The organism is Streptomyces sp. NPDC050759 (assembly GCF_044456945.1).
GTDB lineage: Bacteria > Actinomycetota > Actinomycetes > Streptomycetales > Streptomycetaceae > Streptomyces.
Genome location: NZ_JBITGI010000004.1, coordinates 285,245 through 301,456, shown reverse-complemented (window position 1 = coordinate 301,456; position 16,212 = coordinate 285,245). Strand labels below are relative to the sequence as shown.

The following is a 16,212-nucleotide window of genomic DNA, read 5'->3' as shown; positions in this document are numbered from 1 at the left end:
CGCGGGGAACTGCGCGACCAGCCCCCACCGGCCCGCAGACGCGCAAAGACCCGGCGAGGCATCCCCGTAGGCGCCCGGCTCACGCCCCGCGCACGCGGCCCGCGGGGAACCGCGCGACCAGCCCCCACTCGCCCGCACCCGCCCGACAACCCGACCCGGCCCTCGATGAGGCCTATCCGCGCAACCGTGGTGCCCGCGCCCCCGCGTCGACGCTCGCGCCGGTCTCCTCCACAAGGTCCGCGAGTCGCCGGGCCCAGTCCGCCAGCCCCGCGAGATCCATTCCGTACGGCCGTGCTCGCCCCGCGGCCGACGCGGCCCACTCCTCCACGGCCCCGGCGCCCCGCCGTAGCAGCCGCGCCCCGCCCGTGACGTTCCCCCGGGCCGCGTGGGTCAGTCCCACCGCGAGCTGGGCCAGCCCCCGCCACAGGGCCCGCTCCTCGTCGGGGCCCGACTTCCAGGCGTCCTCGAAGACCTCGTGCGCATGAAACGGGCGCCCCGCGTCCAGCAGTTCCTGAGCCTCGGCCACGGTCTGCTGCGGGGTGCGCACCACGCCCTCCGGTTGCCGGGCGACGCCGTCGGCGCCGTACGGAAGTGGCCGCCCGAGCCCGTCCCGCGGCCGGGCGTTGCGCGCCCGCCCCTCGCTGTCCCGGTCCCGCGCGCCCGTCTGCCGTCCTGAGGATGTACTGGCCATACGCCGATTGTCCCGCGCCCGGCGCCCGCTTCGGTCCGGCCCCCGACGTGGGGTAAAGTTCTGTCGGCGCGTTCCCGCGATCCACCGCGGGGCAGCGCACCGGGACGTGGCGCAGCTTGGTAGCGCACTTGACTGGGGGTCAAGGGGTCGCAGGTTCAAATCCTGTCGTCCCGACGGTGCGGAAACGCAGGTCGGAGGCCGTCCTCTCATCAATGAGAGGACGGCCTTGCGTGCGTCCGGGGGTGTGGTGGTCGCAGGCCTCGTCTGCGGTCGGTCGGCCGTGGCGGCCGCCATCCAGCGCCGGAAGAAGTCTGCTTCACGCAGCGGATCGCTCCGCCCGGCATCGGGTCTGGCCGGTCCTACCGCCACGATGTGGTCAGCGGCCCCATCGCAGCGCGGCGGTCTGCACGGGCGCGTCCCACAGCCGCAGCATTTCCGCGTCGGCCCGGCACAGTGTCACCGAGCAGCCCGCCATGTCCAGCGACGTGACGTAGTTGCCCACGAGCGTCCGTGCCACCGGCACGCCCCGGGCCTCCAACAGCCGGGCCACCTCGGCGTGGAACCCGTACAGCTCCAGCAGCGGCGTCGCACCCATCCCGTTGACAAGGGCCAGTACCGGCCCGTCGGCCGGAGCCATCTCCAGCAGCTCGTCGAGTACGGCGCCCACCGCGACCTCCGCGATCGCTCGGGCCGGCATCATCGCGCGCCGCTCTCGGCCCGGCTCGCCGTGGATCCCGACCCCGAGCTCCATCTCCCCGTCCGGCAGGTCGAAGGTCGGGCCGCCTTTCGCGGGAGTGCTGCAGGGGCTGAGCGCCACACCGAAACTGCGCGAGGACTCGTTGACGCGCCGGGCGATCGCGGCCACCTGCTCCAGCGGTGCGCCCTCCTCGGCGGCAGCCCCGGCGATCTTCTCCACGAACAAGGTCGCCCCGGTGCCCCGCCGCCCGGCCGTGTACAGGCTGTCGGTGACGGCGACGTCGTCGTTGACCAGGACCCGCTCGACCCGGACGCCGTCTTCCTCCGCGAGTTCGGCGGCCATCTGGAAGTTCAGCACGTCCCCGGTGTAGTTCTTGACGACGAACAGCACTCCCTGCCCGGCCTCGACGGCGCTCGCCGCGCGCAGCATCTGGTCCGGGACGGGCGAGGTGAACACGTCCCCGGGACACGCGGCCGACAGCATCCCGTATCCGACGAACCCCGCGTGCAGCGGCTCGTGCCCGGAGCCGCCGCCGGACACGAGCCCGACCCGCCCGCCCTCCCGCGCGTCTCGCCGTACGACCACCCGCCGCTCCACGTCCACGTTCAGCTCCGGGTGGGCGGCGGCCACGCCCCGCAGGGCATCGGCGACCACGGTCTCCGGACTGTTGATCAGCATCTTCATGGGGACCTCCCGGGTGGAACCGGCGGCGGAGCCTCTGCCTCGTGTCCTCACGGAGCTCAGGCACCGCCGGTGACAGGCGGGCGCATTCGCGATCGCACACCACACGACCAGTGTGCCGTCTTTCCGTGGACATCCGCGATGGGGGCCGGCTGCCGCCCGCCTCCCAGGACGGGGCGCGGCCAGATCGGTCGGCCTCGTGGACCCCGAAGGCAGGTGCCGCCCAAGCGCCCCGGGTCTGGCGTCCACATCGGCGCCCAAGTTGCCTGCACCGACGAATGCTTCACCAATGTGCAGCCGTTCCGCGCGCACGGCGCGGTGACGTGTGCGCGAAGCCGTCGGCCGCGGGGCCGCGGACCCCAGGTCAGCCGGACCATTGGCGTCGGCATCCCCTTCTGTCCGGTCAGGGGTCCGAGGGCGATATCCGGTTCGAGCTCCCAAGGCCTCGTGCGCATGACTCTGGACGGTTTTAAACTGATCTGTGGAGTACTCGGGGCAGTCGACGGCCGGCCCTCGGGCCGGCGGGAAGCGGGCACCCATGGCTGAGCGACTCAAGAGATCGGGACTGGTCGGCGAGCTTTCAGCGGAATTCGCCGGCACGATGATCCTCATCCTCTTCGGTTGTGGTGTGGTGGCTCAGGTCGTGGCCGGCGGGGCCCTCACGACCCCGCCGGGCGGCCTGGGAAACCACGACAGCATCGCCTGGGCCTGGGGCCTCGGCGTCACCCTGGGTGTGTATGTCGCGGCGAGGCTGAGCGGTGCTCACCTCAATCCCGCGGTGACCGTCGCGCTGGCGGCGTTCAAGGGTTTCCCGTGGAGCAAAGTGGCTCCTTACGCGCTGGCCCAGACGGCCGGCGCCTTCGTGGCAGCCCTGCTCGTCCGGTGGAACTACACCGAGGCGCTGGCGAAGGCGGATCCCACCCACACGATCAAGACGCAGGGCGTGTTCTCCACGCTGCCGGCCAACGGCAACCCGAACCTGCCGGTCAGCGACTGGGGCGCATTCCGCGACCAGATCATCGGCACCGCGATCCTGCTGCTGCTGATCCTCGCGGTCACGGACCTGCTCAACACGCCCCCAGGCGCCAACCTGGCGCCGTTCATCGTCGGCCTGATCGTCGTGGCCATCGGTATGGCCTGGGGCACCAACGCGGGTTACGCCATCAACCCGGCACGCGACTTCGGTCCCCGGCTGGCCAGCTTCTTCACCGGGTACGGCGGAGCGTGGCGAGATCAGTACGGGCACTTGTACTTCTGGGTGCCGATCGTCGGCCCGCTGATCGGAGGTCTGCTGGGAGCGGGCCTGTACAAGCTCTTCATCGGCCGGTTCCTGCCGACCGCCGAGCCGGAGCCCCCGGGACGGGTACCGGCCCCGGACGAGACCTGACACGAGAGCGGCACGAGAGCTGACCGGCTTCCGGGGTTGCCCTCATCCGGCTGCCCCCGGGAGCGCCCAAGGAGAGGCGGCATCCCATGGCGGACTTCGTCGGCGCGGTGGACCAAGGGACCACCAGCACCCGTTTCATGATCTTCGACCATGCCGGCAACGAGGTGGCGAGGCACCAGCTGGAGCACTCACAGATCCTCCCGCGCTCGGGGTGGGTCGAACACGACCCGGTGGAGATCTGGGAGCGCACCAACTCGGTGATGCAGAACGCGCTCCGGCACGGAAACCTCGCGCCGGAGGACCTGGCGGCCATCGGTATCACCAACCAACGGGAGACGACCGTTGTCTGGGACCCGCGCAACGGCCGCCCCTACTACAACGCCATCGTCTGGCAGGACACCCGTACCGACTCCATCGCGGCAGCGCTGGACCGCTCGGGCCAGGGCGACGTCATCCGCCGCAAGGCAGGGCTGCCGCCGGCCACGTACTTCTCCGGCGGCAAGATCCAGTGGATCCTGGAGAACGTCGACGGAGTCCGCGAGGCGGCCGAGCAGGGCCATGCCCTCTTCGGCAACACCGACTGCTGGGTGCTGTGGAACCTCACCGGCGGCCCCGACGGCGGCGTCCACGCCACCGACGTGACCAATGCCAGCCGCACCATGCTGATGGACCTGGAGACCCTCGACTGGGACGACGAGCTGCTGGGCTTCTTCGGGGTTCCCCGGGCGATGTTGCCGACCATCAGCCCGTCCTCCCACCGGGAGGCGTTCGGACAGACCCGTACGTCCCGGCCGCTGCGGGCCGCCATCCCCATCACCGGTGTGCTCGGCGACCAGCAGGCAGCCACCGTCGGGCAGGTCTGCTACGCGCCGGGCGAAGCCAAGAACACCTACGGCACCGGCAACTTCCTGGTGCTCAACACCGGCACGGAACTGGTGCGGTCCCAGCACGGCCTCCTGACCACCGTGGCGTACCAGTTCGGCGACAGCCCGGCGATCTACGCACTCGAAGGCTCCATCGCCGTCACGGGCTCCGCGGTGCAATGGCTGCGCGACCAGCTGAAGATCATCAACGACGCCGCCGAGAGCGAACGCCTGGCGCGTACCGTCGAGGACAGTGGCGGGATCTACTTCGTCCCCGCCTTCTCCGGCCTGTTCGCCCCGTACTGGCGTTCCGACGCCCGCGGCGCGATCGTCGGCCTCGCCCGGTACAACGACGGCGGCCACCTGGCGCGGGCCGCCCTGGAAGCCATCTGCTATCAGAGCCGCGATGTGGTGGAAGCCATGGAGCAGGACTCCGGCGTCCACCTCGACGTGCTCAAGGTCGACGGCGGCGTGACGGCCAACGACCTGTGCATGCAGATCCAGGCCGACGTCCTCGGCGTCCCGGTCAGTCGCCCGGTCGTCGCCGAGACCACCGCGCTCGGCGCCGCCTACGCCGCCGGTCTGGCCACCGGTTTCTGGCGGGACACGGACGAACTGCGCACCCACTGGCAGGAGTCCAAGCGCTGGGAACCCCAGTGGTCCGAGGAACAGCGCGAGGAAGGATACGCGGGCTGGAAGAAGGCGGTGGAGCGCACGCTCGACTGGGCCAAGGTCGAATAGGTCCCGGCCGGGAGCGACCGAACGGGGCCGCGCGAGCCGTGTGCGCGGCCCCCACCCGCACCCGCTGCACGAGGAGGACACCATGGCGAACCCGGTGGCTCTCTCGCCCGGGGCACGCGCGGAGGCCCTCGTCCGACTGGGAGAGGGGGAGCTCGACGTCCTCGTCGTCGGGGGCGGCGTCGTCGGCGCCGGCGCGGCCCTTGACGCCGCCACCCGGGGCCTGAGAGTCGGCCTGGTCGAAGCCCGGGACTGGGCCTCGGGCACGTCCAGCCGCTCCAGCAAGCTCATCCACGGCGGCCTGCGCTACCTGGAGATGCTGGACTTCCGGCTCGTCGCCGAAGCCCTGAAGGAACGCGGACTCCTGCTTCAGGTCCTGGCCCCTCACCTGGTGCGTCCGGTGCCGTTCCTCTACCCGCTGCGACACCGGATCCGGGAGCGTCCGTACGTCGGCGCCGGCGTGCTGCTGTACGACACCATGGCCGCGGCCTCCGGTACCTCCAGAGGTCTGCCCCACCACCGCCACCTGCTCAAGCGCCGAGCCCTGCACGAGGCGCCCGCGCTGCGCTCCGACGCCCTGGTCGGCGCGATCCAGTACTGGGACGCCCAGGTCGACGACGCCCGGCACACCATGTTCCTCGCCCGCACGGCCGTCGCCTACGGAGCGCTGGCCGCCAACCGCACCCGTGTCAGCCGCTTCCTGCGGCAGGGCGAGCGGGTGGTGGGAGCCGCTGTCACGGATCTGGAGACCGGCGACGAGACCGAGGTGCGAGCCAAGCAGGTCATCAACGCGACCGGCGTGTGGACCGACGACACCCAGGCCCTCGCCGGCACGCGCGGCCAGTTCCACGTCCGCGCCTCCAAGGGCGTACATCTGCTGGTACCCCGTGACCGGATCAACTCCCGCACCGGGCTGATCCTCCGCACCGAGAAGAGCGTGCTGTTCGTCATCCCCTGGGGACGACACTGGATCATCGGGACCACCGACACCGACTGGACACTCGACAAGGCCCATCCCGCCCTCAGCTCCCAGGACGTCACCTACCTGCTGGACCACGTCAACAGCGTCCTGGCCACGCCTTTGGTTCCGGAGGACGTCGAAGGTGTCTACGCCGGTCTGCGTCCCCTCCTGTCCGGCGAGGCCGCGGAAACCAGCAAACTGTCACGGGAGCACCTGGTCGCCCACCCGGTCCCCGGTCTCGTCGTGGTGGCGGGCGGCAAGTACACGACCTATCGGGTGATGGCCAAGGACGCGGTCGACGAGGCGGCCCGCGGCCTGGACGAGAAAGTGCCCGACTGCGTCACGCAACGCGTTCCGCTGCTCGGCGCCGACGGCTATCCGGCCCTCTGGAACTCCCGCCACAACCTCGCCCGGTCATCCGGGCTGCATGTCGCCCGCGTCGAGCACCTGTTGAACCGCTACGGCTCCCTGGTGCACGAGCTGCTCGCCATGGTCGCGGCCGACTCCTCGCTCGGGGAGCCGTTGCCGAGCTCCGACGATTATCTGCGGGTCGAGGCCGTGTACGCGGTGACCCATGAGGGTGCCCTGCACCTGGAGGACGTGCTCGCCCGCCGTACCCGGATCTCCATCGAGTCCTGGGACCGTGGTGTGGACGCGGCGCAGACCGTTGCGGAACTGATGGCGCCTCACCTGGGGTGGGACCAAGCGCACCGGCATCGTGAGGTCGACCACTACCTGAAGCGGGTGGCCGCCGAACGCGAGGCCCAGCAGCAGCCGGACGACCAGACCGCCGACGCGGTCAGGCTCGGCGCCCCCGACATCATTCCGGTGCACTGAGGCGTGCCTGAGGTAATTCTGATGAACCGCACCGGCGAGGGCCTGCGGGAACCCTTTCTCGAGCGCTCCGGAGACTGAGGACGGCTTTCGCTGGAGTGGCAACCTCGTCGGGACCGGCGGCCACCTACAGGCGAAGTCCCGGACGGCTCCCGCCCCGGTACCGGCCGCCACACGGCTGAGCCCGCCGGTGGGAGGTGTTCCATATCGCCGCACCTCGCCCCGATCCCGCGAACCGAGGAACCCCACATGACCGACACCGAACGAACCGAGCCCTCCGGCTTACGGCGGCGCAGTGTCCTGCTCGGCGCAGCCGCCGGCGCCGGCGCGCTCGCCCTGGGCGCAGGGCCCCTGGCGACCCCGGCGCAGGCCGCGTCCTTCGTCAAGGGCGCCGACGTCAGCTGGCTGCCGCAGATGGAGGCGCAGGGCTACTCCTGGAACAACAGCGCCGGAGTGCGCCAGGACCTGTTCACCATCCTCAAGGGCTACGGCATCACCGCGATCAGCCTGCGGACCTGGGTCAACCCGTCCAGCGATCCGGCCAACGGGCACTGCTCCATCGAGGAGACGGCTCAGCTGGCGAAGCGCGCCAAGGACGCCGGTATGCAGGTCCTCATCGGCTTCCACTTCGGCGACACCTGGAACTCGGTCGGGGTGCAGAACCCGCCGGCGGCCTGGGCGAGCATGACCTACAGCCAGATGCTCGACGCGATGTACGACTACGTGTACCACGCGTGCAACATCATCAAGTACTACGGCGTCACACCGGCCTGGGTGAAGATCGGCAACGAGACCAACTCCGGCATCTGCAAGCCGGTCGGCAGCATCAGCCGCCCCGCCCAGATGACGGGCCTGCTGAACGCGGCGTACGACATGTCCAAGCAGGTCTTCCCGAGCACGCCGGTGCTGGTGCACCTGGCGCAGCCGCAGAACCTGGCCGGCGTCCAGAACTTCCTCAACGCCTACCGGGACAACGGCGGACGGTGGGACATCACCGGCCTGTCCTCCTACGCGCAGGGCGGCAACGTGCCCGCCGTGCTGGCCAACATGCAGACCATCCAGTCCGGTTACGGCAAGCCGGTCATGCAGGTGGAGTACGGCGGACCGGTCGGCAAGCCCACCCAGGTGCGCGACTCGCTGCGGGCGTTCGTCACCGGGCTGCAGGGTTTCGGCGGCCTCGGCACCTTCTTCTGGGAGCCCGAGGGCTACCCGTCGTTCAACGGCTACAACAGCTCGGCCTGGGACGAGAGCACACGGCGGCCCACGGCGGCCATGGACGGATTCCTCAACGGATGAACCAGAACCAGGAGTCAGCGATGAGTTCTGCCCAGCTGGTCGGGCGTGCCCTGCTGGTTTCGGCGGTCGCCCTCGGCCCCCTCGTGATCCCGGCCAGTTCCGGGGCCGTGAGCAGCGCAGCCGCCTTTTACGTCTCCCCGAGCGGCAGCGACAGCGCCGCGGGGACGCAGACCGCTCCCTGGGCGACGATCGCCCATGCGCAGGCCGTCGCCCAGCCGGGCGACACCGTGTACTTCCGGGGCGGCACCTACCGCTACACCCGCGCCAACAGCGGCTGTACGAGCCGGACGGCCAGGGTCGACGCCATCACCCTGAACAAGAGCGGCAGTTCGGGAAGCCCGATCCGCTACTGGGCCTACCCGGGGGAGAAGCCGGTGTTCGACTTCTCGGGCATGACGGACGACTGCCGGATCAAGGGCTTCGACGTCACCGGGAGCTGGCTTCACCTCAAGGGGCTGGAGGTCACCGGGGTCCGCCAGAACAACAACCTCAACCACGAGTCCTGGGGGATCTGGATCTCGGGCAGCAACAACACCTTCGAGCAGATCGACACCCACCACCACATGGGACCCGGTCTGTTCATCCAGAACGGCGGCGGCAACCTCGTCCTCAACTCCGACGCGCACGACAACTACGACACCAACTCCTCCAACGGGGCCGGTGAGAACGCCGACGGGTTCGGCGCGCACATCTCGGCGGGCAACCCCGGCAACGTGTTCCGGGGCTGCCGCGCGTGGTGGAACGCCGACGACGGCTTCGACCTCATCAGCGCCTACTCGTCCGTGACCATCGAGAACTCCTGGGCGTGGCGCAACGGGTACATGCCGGGAACCACCAGCGCGGCCGGCAACGGCACCGGCTTCAAGGCGGGCGGCTACGGCGGCGACTACGACGCCGGCGCCGTCAAGCACACCGTGCGCACGTCGGTGGCGTTCCTCAACCGGGCGTCCGGCTTCTACGCCAACCACCACCCGGTCGCCAACGACTACTTCAGCAACACCGGTTACGGCAATCACCCCGACTTCAACATGCTGGGAGTCGACTCCGGGGGCGCCGATGTCGGCCGGGGCAACCTGCGCAACAACCTCGCCTACACCGGCACGTTGACGTCGAACATGACCGGCACGAGTGCCGCGAACAACTCGTGGAACCTGGGCGTCGCCCTGTCGGACGCGCAGTTCCAGAGCGTGTCGACGTCCGGCTGGGACGCCTCCCGCCAGGCCGACGGGAGCCTGCCCGCGCTGCCCCACCTCCGGCCCACGGCCAACAGCACCTTGATCGACAAAGGCGTGAACGTCGGGCTGCCGTACAAGGGGCAGGCGCCGGATCTCGGTGCCTTCGAGATCTCCTGAACCGAGTGCCGTTCCCGCTCAGCCGCCACTGACGAGCGCTCCGGACGCATTGTCAGTGGCGGCTGCCATGACCCGACCATGCTCTTCCACACCCAGCGAGGAGCGCGGCTGGGTGGACCTCACGCGGGGCGTGCCGGCGCTGGAGCAGTGCACCGGCCCGCCGCCCGACGTCTCCGTCCCGGTCCGGACCCTGGTCGAGACCCTCCTGGCCAAGAACACCCTGAACCAGCTGCATGCGCTGATCGCGGTCGTGCGGCTCGCGGGCGAGGACACCCTGCACGCGGTCGTGGAGCGTCTCTCCGGATCTATCTCCTCACCCCGGCCGAGGAGGAGACCCATGTCTACTCCAACCGCTTCGCCGCGCATCTCGTCCACTACCAGCGGATGTTCGCGCTGTTCAGAGCCCGGGGATGGGCGAGCGACCGGCTCGGGCCCTGGGACGGCGGGGACGAGGACGTGGCGGAGCGGACGCTGGGAGCAGGGCAGTGGCGGGCCCGCTTCCACCACGGGCTCGCCGACTGGCAGGGCGAGGATCTGCTGGCCACGACCGACCAGGTGCGCTTCGCCCGCCGGGTCGCGGGCGACTGGCAGGAGGCACCGCTCACCGACGTGCCGCCGCTGGTGTTCAGCGAGGCCCTGCGCGACGTGGACCTCTTCGTCGGCGTGACCTCGATCGCCGCGGACCCCCAGTGGACCGACCGGGGCCCGGAGCGCGCCTACTGGGAGCGGGCCGGGTTCGCCGAGCTGACGGCGAGCGCGGAGGCGCGCAGGGACGTCCTCGCGCGGATCCTGCCCCGGTTGAAGATCGCCGACCGGTGCTCGCTCGACGCCCGTCACCTCGTCGTTCGAGGCGGCTTGCGGACGTACCGGATCCATCTGGGCTCGGCGAACATCCTGATGGAGCCCGACAACTCGTATCTGTGCATCGTCCCGGCGCGGCGGAAGGGCGACGGCAGGGTGTTCCTGCCGTTCGAGGACGACCGGCTGTCGGTGATCCTCAGCAAGGCCTTCCTGCTCGCCGACGACACGGAGATCACCGACCCCACCATCCTCGCGCAGCTCGGGCGGCGTGCCTGAACCCACAGAGTGATCGACTTTTTCGCGGATCGACGGCAACCCCTGCGTGGCGGGCGGCGACTAGTGGGGCAAGGGCGCACCCCCACTGCCTCCGCCGAACGTCCCGATTCGCGAACGAGAGTCACCCCATGGGCACCAGAGGAACCGCGCGCAAGCCGCACCGCAAAAAGCCCACCCGCCACCGAGGCCTGCTGCTCGGCACGCTGGCCACGATCCTGGTCGGCGGTGCCGTCATCGGCGGTGTGCTGCTGACGACGTCCCCGTCCGGACCGCGCGCGGGCACCTACCGGCTGGGCGGTGCCACGGGGACGGCGTCCCCGCCGCCCATGACCGCGTCTCCCTCCCCGTCGTTGTCCACATCCCCATCTCCATCCGTATCTCCGTCTGCTTCGAGGACGTCGGCATCCCCGCGCGCCTCCGCATCGGCGACGAAGCGCGCCTCCACCTCCGCGCCGGCCCCGGCCACCGCCGGATTCGCGGCCTGGCCCGCCGCCACCGGTGAGAAGGCGGTCGCCACCACCATCGAGGTCTCCGGCACCTACGACGGCACCCTCAGGCGCTTCTACGGCTCGGGCGGCCTCGGCAGCGACAGCCAGGACGAGGACCAGGGCCCGCTCTTCGAACTAGCCGACGGGGCGACGCTGAAGAACGTCATCCTCGGCTCCCCGGCCGCCGACGGCGTGCACTGCCTGGGCAGTTGCACCCTGAAGAACGTGTGGTGGCAGGACGTCGGCGAGGACGCGGCGACCTTCAAGGGGACGTCGGCCTCCGCGACGTACCTCGTCGACGGCGGCGGTGCGCGGAAGGCGGACGACAAGGTCTTCCAGCACAACGGCGCCGGAACCCTGACCATCAGGAACTTCCAGGTCGCCGACTTCGGCAAGCTCTACCGCTCGTGCGGCAACTGCAGGACGCAGTACGAACGCCATGTCGTCATCAGCCATGTGAAGGTCACCGGGCCCGGCAAGGACATCGCGGGCGTCAACGCCAACTACGGTGACACGGCCACCCTCTCGGGCGTGACCATCGTCGGGGACAGCAGCAGGAACATCACCGTCTGCGAACGCTTCCAGGGCAATGCGTCGGGCGCCGAACCGTCCTCACTGGGCACCGGGGCGGACGGCACGCACTGCAGCTACAGCGCGTCGGGCATCACGTACCGGTGAATGGGCGTGCGGCCGTGGACCTGGTGATTGAAGCTTAAAACGGAGCGTGAGTAGGGTGACCCCATGGACACGACTCCACGCTGGCTGGACGCCGAGGAACAGCGGGCCTGGATGGCATACGTCGAGTTCTCGACCCTCCTCGGCGACTACCTGAACCGCCGGCTGAGGCGCGACGCCGGGACGACCCACGCCGACTACACCCTGCTGGCCCAGCTCTCCTCGGCCCCCGACCGCGCCCTCGGCATGTCCGAGCTGGCCCGGCGCCTGAAGATCACCCGTAGCCGGCTCACCCACGCGGTGAACCGGCTGGCCGAGGCCGGCCTCGTGGACCGCCGTGAGGACCCCGCCGACGGGCGCGGCCAGCTCGCCGTCCTCACCGACGAGGGCATGACCCTGCTGGAACAGGCCGCTCCCGGACACGTCGAAGCGGTACGCCGGGCGGTCTTCGACGCGCTCAGCCGGGAGCAGGTGCGCCAACTCGCGGAGATCGGGGAGGCGATCGGGGAGGCGTTGCACCGGGTGGAGAGTGCGGAGGCGGATCCGGCGGTGCTGCCTTGGAGACGGCGCTGAGGAAGGGCGGGGCGGGGGAGTTCGGAGGGTCTGTCGGATCGGCGGGGCAGGGCAGGTGTTCTGCCGGGTGATCCGATGCCCCCGGGATTCCGATGCCGTGTCGGACCGGCCGGGGTCCCGAAGCCCCGTCGGCTCAGCTCAGGCCCGCGATCCCCTGCCTGGCCGGTTCGGGTCGGTGGATGCCGCGGGGGCGGTAACCCAGTTCGCCGGAGCGGCCCAGCAGGTCGGCGAGATACCAGACGATGGCCAGCCACATCTCCGTGCCCTGGAGCCCCGGCTCGGGTCCGGGGCCATTGGCGCCCGGGCCGAAGCCGAAGCCCCGGCCGTCCTGCCAGCGAGGCAGGACCGTGGCCAGCTGCCGTTCGGCCCAGTCGTGGATCTCGCCGGAGCGGTAGCCGTCGGCGCCCCGCCCGAGTTGTGTGGTGCACAGCCACAGGGGATGGGCGACGTCGAGCACGTTGCACGCGTTCTCCCGGCCGGGACCGAAATGCCGGGCGTCGCGCGCATGATCCAGGACGGCGTCCACGACCCGTTCCGGAAACGGCACCGGCAGCCCGAACTGCGCGAACGAGCCCCGCGTCAGCCGGTAGTAGCCGTTGACCACCTGGAGCCGGCCCTCCTCGGCAGAGGGGCTGCCCCACATCCCGGTCCAGGGATCGACCCTGGTCAGCAGCCAGCCGAACAGCGACTCCGGCGTCCCGTGACCGTCGTCGCTGCCGACGTCGTGCCGCAGGTTCCAATGGGCGGCAGTAGCAAGGCTGTCGACCCAGGCGCCCGCGCCCCACGCACCGGTCCGCCAGGGCAACGCCTCCAGTAGTGGGACGAGTTGACGTGCCGTCATGTCTCTTACACCGCGCACCGGATGGGGGAGTCCGGGGCCCAGCAGATCGAGGGCGTAGCCCACGCACAGGACGTGATAGAGCGCCGCTCCCTCCCCGATGAACCCGTCGGCGTCCGCCACCGGCAGCGGCTCACCGAACTCCGGCACGAGACCGCTCTTCGGATCCTGGAGCCCGCTCAGCCGCCCGATGTGCTCCTCGGCGGACAAGTGCTCCGGCACAGCCCCGAGCAGCAGGTCGGCGATCTCCACGGCGTCGCAGTGAGCCCGCACGGTGGGAGCGGCGCCGGGCCGGTCGACGTACCGCTCACCGTCCCAGCAACGGTCGAGGAGTCCGGCAGCCTGATCCCGGGCGGTGTCGGCGAAGGCGGCCAGGGTGGCTGCGCGGGGGCCGGGGTCGCGCGCCGGACGGGGTGCGGGCATACGGCCGCCCCCTGGCCGTATGCCGGGCAGATCCGCCCCCAGGGCACCCGCAGCCGCAGCCGCAGCCGCCTCGGCGTCCGCCGCCTGGGGCTCGAGGTCGGGCGCCAGGCCGGTCGTGGGCGTACGGCCGTCCTCCGGCCGTATCCCTGACAGAGCGGGAGCCGGAGTTGGAGCCGCCCCCACCCCCCGCGCCTCCCGCCGGTCCCGCAGCACCCGCGCAGGATTGCCCGCGGCCACCGACCACGCCGGCAGATCTCTCGTGACCACCGCCCCCGCCCCGATCACACAGTGATCGCCGATGGTCACGCCGTCCACGACGATCACATGCGAGCCGATCCAGACGTCGTCGCCGACCCGGATGCCCCGGCTGGTGAGCGGCTGGCGGAAAACGGGCCGGTCGGGAGCCGTGGAGTGGTTGAAGCCGAGCAGCGAGGTGTGGGCGCCGATGCGGACGCCGTCGCCGAGTACGACGTTCCCGCGCACCGTGGTGAACGGGTTGAGCGTGCAGTCCGAGCCGGCGTGCAGCTCCCCGGTGACATAGGCGTGCGCGGCGATGTACGAGTCGTCGCCGAGCCGCAGCCGGTCCGGGAACACCGCCGCGGACTCGGCGACGTAACACCGCTCGCCGATCCGGGTGTCGCCGCCGACGGCCCGCTGCACCTCCCGCTGCGCGGCGCGCTGTTCCTCGGTCGCCTCGTCGGCGAAGAGCCAGGGGCAGTGGTCGAAGTGCCGTAGGGACGGCTGCGACCGATGATCCTGATGATCCATACGAGCACGCTATGCAGCGCGAGGGCCGCCGGGGAAGGGGTGCCGTGCCGGACGCGCCCCGCCCCGGAATGGTAGAAGCGGTCATGACCAACTCGCACTTCTCCCGCTCCTCCTCCCGTCCGGCAGGTGTCCGATGACCGAGGGCATGGACACCCCCGACCGCCGGGGCCGCACCGGACTCGACCGCACCGGCCTGGACCTGACCGGCAACCCGCGCGTCAAGGTTCGCGATGTGAAACTGCTGTCCAGTCACTGGTATGTCGAGCGGGCCACGACCTTCGACATCCAGCACGCCGACGGGAGCTGGAACACTCAGCAGCGCGAGACCCACGACCGTGGCAACGGCGCCACCATGCTGCTGTACGACACGGAACGCGAAACCGTCCTGCTCACCCGCCAGTTCCGCTTCCCGGTGTATGTCAACGGACACCCCGACGGACTGCTGATCGAGACTCCCGGCGGGCTGCTCGACGACGATGACGAGCACCCCGAGATCGCCGTTCGACGCGAGGTCGTCGAGGAGACCGGGCACACCATCGGCGAGGTCCGGCACGTCTTCGACGTCTACATGAGCCCCGGTTCGGTCACCGAGCGCGTCAGCTTCTACGCCGCCGAATACGCCCCGTCGACCCGCACGCACGAGGGCGGCGGCCTCGACGAGGAGGGCGAGGACATCGAGATCCTCGAACTGCCCTTCCGCAGGGCCCTGGAGATGATCCGTACCGGGGAGATAGCCGACGCCAAGACCATCATGCTGCTCCAATGGGCGGCCCTGGAGGGCCCGTTCGCCAAGTGACCACGCGGGCCCTTGACTTGAAGTGCGCTTCAAGATGAAGACTCCCGTGTGTGCCCCGGAGACGGGTACACACGGGAGGGAATCACCATGAAGTACCGCACCATCGGCACCGACCCGGCGACCCGCCGCGAGGTCAGCGTCCTCGCGCTCGGCGCGATGCTGTTCGGCTCACGGACCGACGAGGAGACCTCCTTCGCCGTCCTCGACCGCTATGTCGAGGCCGGCGGCAACTTCATCGACACGTCCGACAACTACGCCTTCTGGGAGGACGGCGGCCAGGGCGGCCAGAGCGAGGAACTGCTCGGCCGGTGGCGGCGCAGCCGCGGCGTGGGAGACGAGGTCTTCATTGCCACCAAACTCGGCGCCCGCCCCCTGGCCCCCGGCACGAGCTACGTCGACAACGCGGAGGGCCTGTCGGCGAAGGTGATCCGGGAGTCCGCGGAACGCAGCCGGGAACGCCTGGGTGTGTCGAGGCTGGACCTGCTCTACGCGCACATCGAGGACCACAACGTCCCCCTCCAGGAAACGGTGGAGGGATTCGCCGAGCTGGTCTCCGAGGGCACGGTGGGCCTCCTCGGTGCGAGCAACCACGCGATCTGGCGGGTGGAACGGGCCCGAGCCCTCGCCGCCGCGGCCGGACTGCCCGGCTACGAGGTCCTCCAGTACGCCCACAGCCACCTGCGCCCCCGCACCGACGTCCCCGATCCCCTCTTCCCCGACGGCAGCCTCGGCCACGCGGGCCCCGACCTGCTGAGCTACCTGCGGGCCGAGCCCGGCCTGACCCTCGTCGCCTACTCACCCCTCCTGAAGGGCGCCTACACCCACCCGGACCGCCTCCCCGCGGACTTCGACCACCCGGGCACCCCGCCCCGCCTGAAGGCCCTGACCGAGGTGGCGAAGGAAACGGGCGCCACCGTCAACCAGGTGGTCCTGTCCTGGCAGCTCGGCTCGGACCTCCCGATCATCCCGCTCGCGGGAGTCTCCTCCCTGGCACAGCTGGAGGAGAATCTGGCGGCGGTGGATCTGGAGCTGTCGGGGGAGCAGCGGGCGCGGCTGGACGGGGTGAACTGAGAC

13 protein-coding genes and 1 tRNA gene are annotated in these 16,212 nt (G+C 70.6%); 11 read left to right on the top strand and 3 right to left on the bottom strand.

Annotated features, from left to right (window positions below):
* Positions 1 to 172 precede the first annotated feature (172 nt).
* Positions 173 to 691, bottom strand: coding sequence for a DUF309 domain-containing protein (locus ACIBJB_RS14860; RefSeq protein WP_398930366.1), 519 nt, complete (start codon positions 689 to 691; stop codon positions 173 to 175).
* Between the two features lie 100 nt (positions 692 to 791).
* On the opposite strand from ACIBJB_RS14860, the gene ACIBJB_RS14855 reads away from it, so the two are divergent.
* A tRNA-Pro gene (locus tag ACIBJB_RS14855) sits at positions 792 to 865 on the top strand.
* A 202-nt stretch (positions 866 to 1,067) separates the two neighbouring features.
* Here the strand turns inward: ACIBJB_RS14855 and dhaK are convergent.
* Entirely contained in the window at positions 1,068 to 2,072 is a 1,005-nt protein-coding gene (gene dhaK, locus ACIBJB_RS14850; RefSeq protein WP_398930364.1) for a dihydroxyacetone kinase subunit DhaK, read from the bottom strand.
* A gap of 535 nt (positions 2,073 to 2,607) precedes the next feature.
* Between dhaK and ACIBJB_RS14845 the strand changes: the two genes are divergently transcribed.
* The 8 genes from ACIBJB_RS14845 to ACIBJB_RS14810 all read left to right on the top strand — a co-directional run bounded on the left by ACIBJB_RS14845 (position 2,608) and on the right by ACIBJB_RS14810 (position 12,313).
* Positions 2,608 to 3,456 carry an MIP/aquaporin family protein gene (locus tag ACIBJB_RS14845; protein WP_398930362.1) on the top strand — a complete coding sequence of 283 codons (849 nt, stop codon included), beginning with the start codon at positions 2,608 to 2,610 and terminating at the stop codon, positions 3,454 to 3,456.
* 86 nt (positions 3,457 to 3,542) lie between these two features.
* Positions 3,543 to 5,060 carry a glycerol kinase GlpK gene (glpK, locus tag ACIBJB_RS14840; RefSeq protein ID WP_398930360.1) on the top strand — a complete coding sequence of 506 codons (1,518 nt, stop codon included), beginning with the start codon at positions 3,543 to 3,545 and terminating at the stop codon, positions 5,058 to 5,060.
* An 82-nt stretch (positions 5,061 to 5,142) separates the two neighbouring features.
* The gene (locus ACIBJB_RS14835; protein ID WP_398930358.1) at positions 5,143 to 6,855 is read left to right on the top strand and encodes a glycerol-3-phosphate dehydrogenase/oxidase; all 1,713 of its coding nucleotides are present in this window, start codon (positions 5,143 to 5,145) and stop codon (positions 6,853 to 6,855) included.
* Between the two features lie 246 nt (positions 6,856 to 7,101).
* Positions 7,102 to 8,148 (top strand): glycosyl hydrolase 53 family protein, encoded by a 1,047-nt coding sequence (locus tag ACIBJB_RS14830; RefSeq protein ID WP_398930356.1) that lies wholly within the window; start codon positions 7,102 to 7,104, stop codon positions 8,146 to 8,148.
* 20 nt (positions 8,149 to 8,168) lie between these two features.
* Positions 8,169 to 9,500, top strand: coding sequence for a right-handed parallel beta-helix repeat-containing protein (locus ACIBJB_RS14825; protein ID WP_398930354.1), 1,332 nt, complete (start codon positions 8,169 to 8,171; stop codon positions 9,498 to 9,500).
* A gap of 384 nt (positions 9,501 to 9,884) precedes the next feature.
* Positions 9,885 to 10,577, top strand: a complete 693-nt coding sequence (locus ACIBJB_RS14820) for a hypothetical protein (RefSeq protein ID WP_398930352.1) — start codon at positions 9,885 to 9,887, stop codon at positions 10,575 to 10,577.
* Between the two features lie 326 nt (positions 10,578 to 10,903).
* Entirely contained in the window at positions 10,904 to 11,743 is an 840-nt protein-coding gene (locus ACIBJB_RS14815) for a pectate lyase (protein ID WP_398930998.1), read from the top strand.
* A gap of 63 nt (positions 11,744 to 11,806) precedes the next feature.
* Positions 11,807 to 12,313, top strand: coding sequence for a MarR family winged helix-turn-helix transcriptional regulator (locus ACIBJB_RS14810; RefSeq protein WP_398930350.1), 507 nt, complete (start codon positions 11,807 to 11,809; stop codon positions 12,311 to 12,313).
* A gap of 133 nt (positions 12,314 to 12,446) precedes the next feature.
* Here ACIBJB_RS14810 and ACIBJB_RS14805 read toward each other — a convergent pair whose 3' ends face one another.
* Positions 12,447 to 14,342, bottom strand: a complete 1,896-nt coding sequence (locus ACIBJB_RS14805; RefSeq protein WP_398930348.1) for an acyltransferase — start codon at positions 14,340 to 14,342, stop codon at positions 12,447 to 12,449.
* 133 nt (positions 14,343 to 14,475) lie between these two features.
* Between ACIBJB_RS14805 and ACIBJB_RS14800 the strand changes: the two genes are divergently transcribed.
* A complete protein-coding gene (locus ACIBJB_RS14800) occupies positions 14,476 to 15,138 on the top strand; it encodes an NUDIX domain-containing protein (RefSeq protein WP_398930346.1) in 663 nt (220 codons plus the stop codon).
* An 87-nt stretch (positions 15,139 to 15,225) separates the two neighbouring features.
* On the top strand, positions 15,226 to 16,209 hold the full coding sequence (locus ACIBJB_RS14795; protein WP_398930344.1) for an aldo/keto reductase: 984 nt from the start codon (positions 15,226 to 15,228) through the stop codon (positions 16,207 to 16,209).
* Positions 16,210 to 16,212: the final 3 nt, after the last annotated feature.

What these genes read in the sequence shown, in the direction of transcription:
- ACIBJB_RS14860 (WP_398930366.1), bottom strand. Translation starts at nt 691, where the DNA reads ATGGCCAGTACATCCTCAGGACGGCAGACGGGCGCGCGGGACCGGGAC.
- dhaK (WP_398930364.1), bottom strand. Translation starts at nt 2,072, where the DNA reads ATGAAGATGCTGATCAACAGTCCGGAGACCGTGGTCGCCGATGCCCTG.
- ACIBJB_RS14845 (WP_398930362.1), top strand. Translation starts at nt 2,608, where the DNA reads ATGGCTGAGCGACTCAAGAGATCGGGACTGGTCGGCGAGCTTTCAGCG.
- glpK (WP_398930360.1), top strand. Translation starts at nt 3,543, where the DNA reads ATGGCGGACTTCGTCGGCGCGGTGGACCAAGGGACCACCAGCACCCGT.
- ACIBJB_RS14835 (WP_398930358.1), top strand. Translation starts at nt 5,143, where the DNA reads ATGGCGAACCCGGTGGCTCTCTCGCCCGGGGCACGCGCGGAGGCCCTC.
- ACIBJB_RS14830 (WP_398930356.1), top strand. Translation starts at nt 7,102, where the DNA reads ATGACCGACACCGAACGAACCGAGCCCTCCGGCTTACGGCGGCGCAGT.
- ACIBJB_RS14825 (WP_398930354.1), top strand. Translation starts at nt 8,169, where the DNA reads ATGAGTTCTGCCCAGCTGGTCGGGCGTGCCCTGCTGGTTTCGGCGGTC.
- ACIBJB_RS14820 (WP_398930352.1), top strand. Translation starts at nt 9,885, where the DNA reads ATGTTCGCGCTGTTCAGAGCCCGGGGATGGGCGAGCGACCGGCTCGGG.
- ACIBJB_RS14815 (WP_398930998.1), top strand. Translation starts at nt 10,904, where the DNA reads ATGACCGCGTCTCCCTCCCCGTCGTTGTCCACATCCCCATCTCCATCC.
- ACIBJB_RS14810 (WP_398930350.1), top strand. Translation starts at nt 11,807, where the DNA reads ATGGACACGACTCCACGCTGGCTGGACGCCGAGGAACAGCGGGCCTGG.
- ACIBJB_RS14805 (WP_398930348.1), bottom strand. Translation starts at nt 14,342, where the DNA reads ATGGATCATCAGGATCATCGGTCGCAGCCGTCCCTACGGCACTTCGAC.
- ACIBJB_RS14800 (WP_398930346.1), top strand. Translation starts at nt 14,476, where the DNA reads ATGACCGAGGGCATGGACACCCCCGACCGCCGGGGCCGCACCGGACTC.
- ACIBJB_RS14795 (WP_398930344.1), top strand. Translation starts at nt 15,226, where the DNA reads ATGAAGTACCGCACCATCGGCACCGACCCGGCGACCCGCCGCGAGGTC.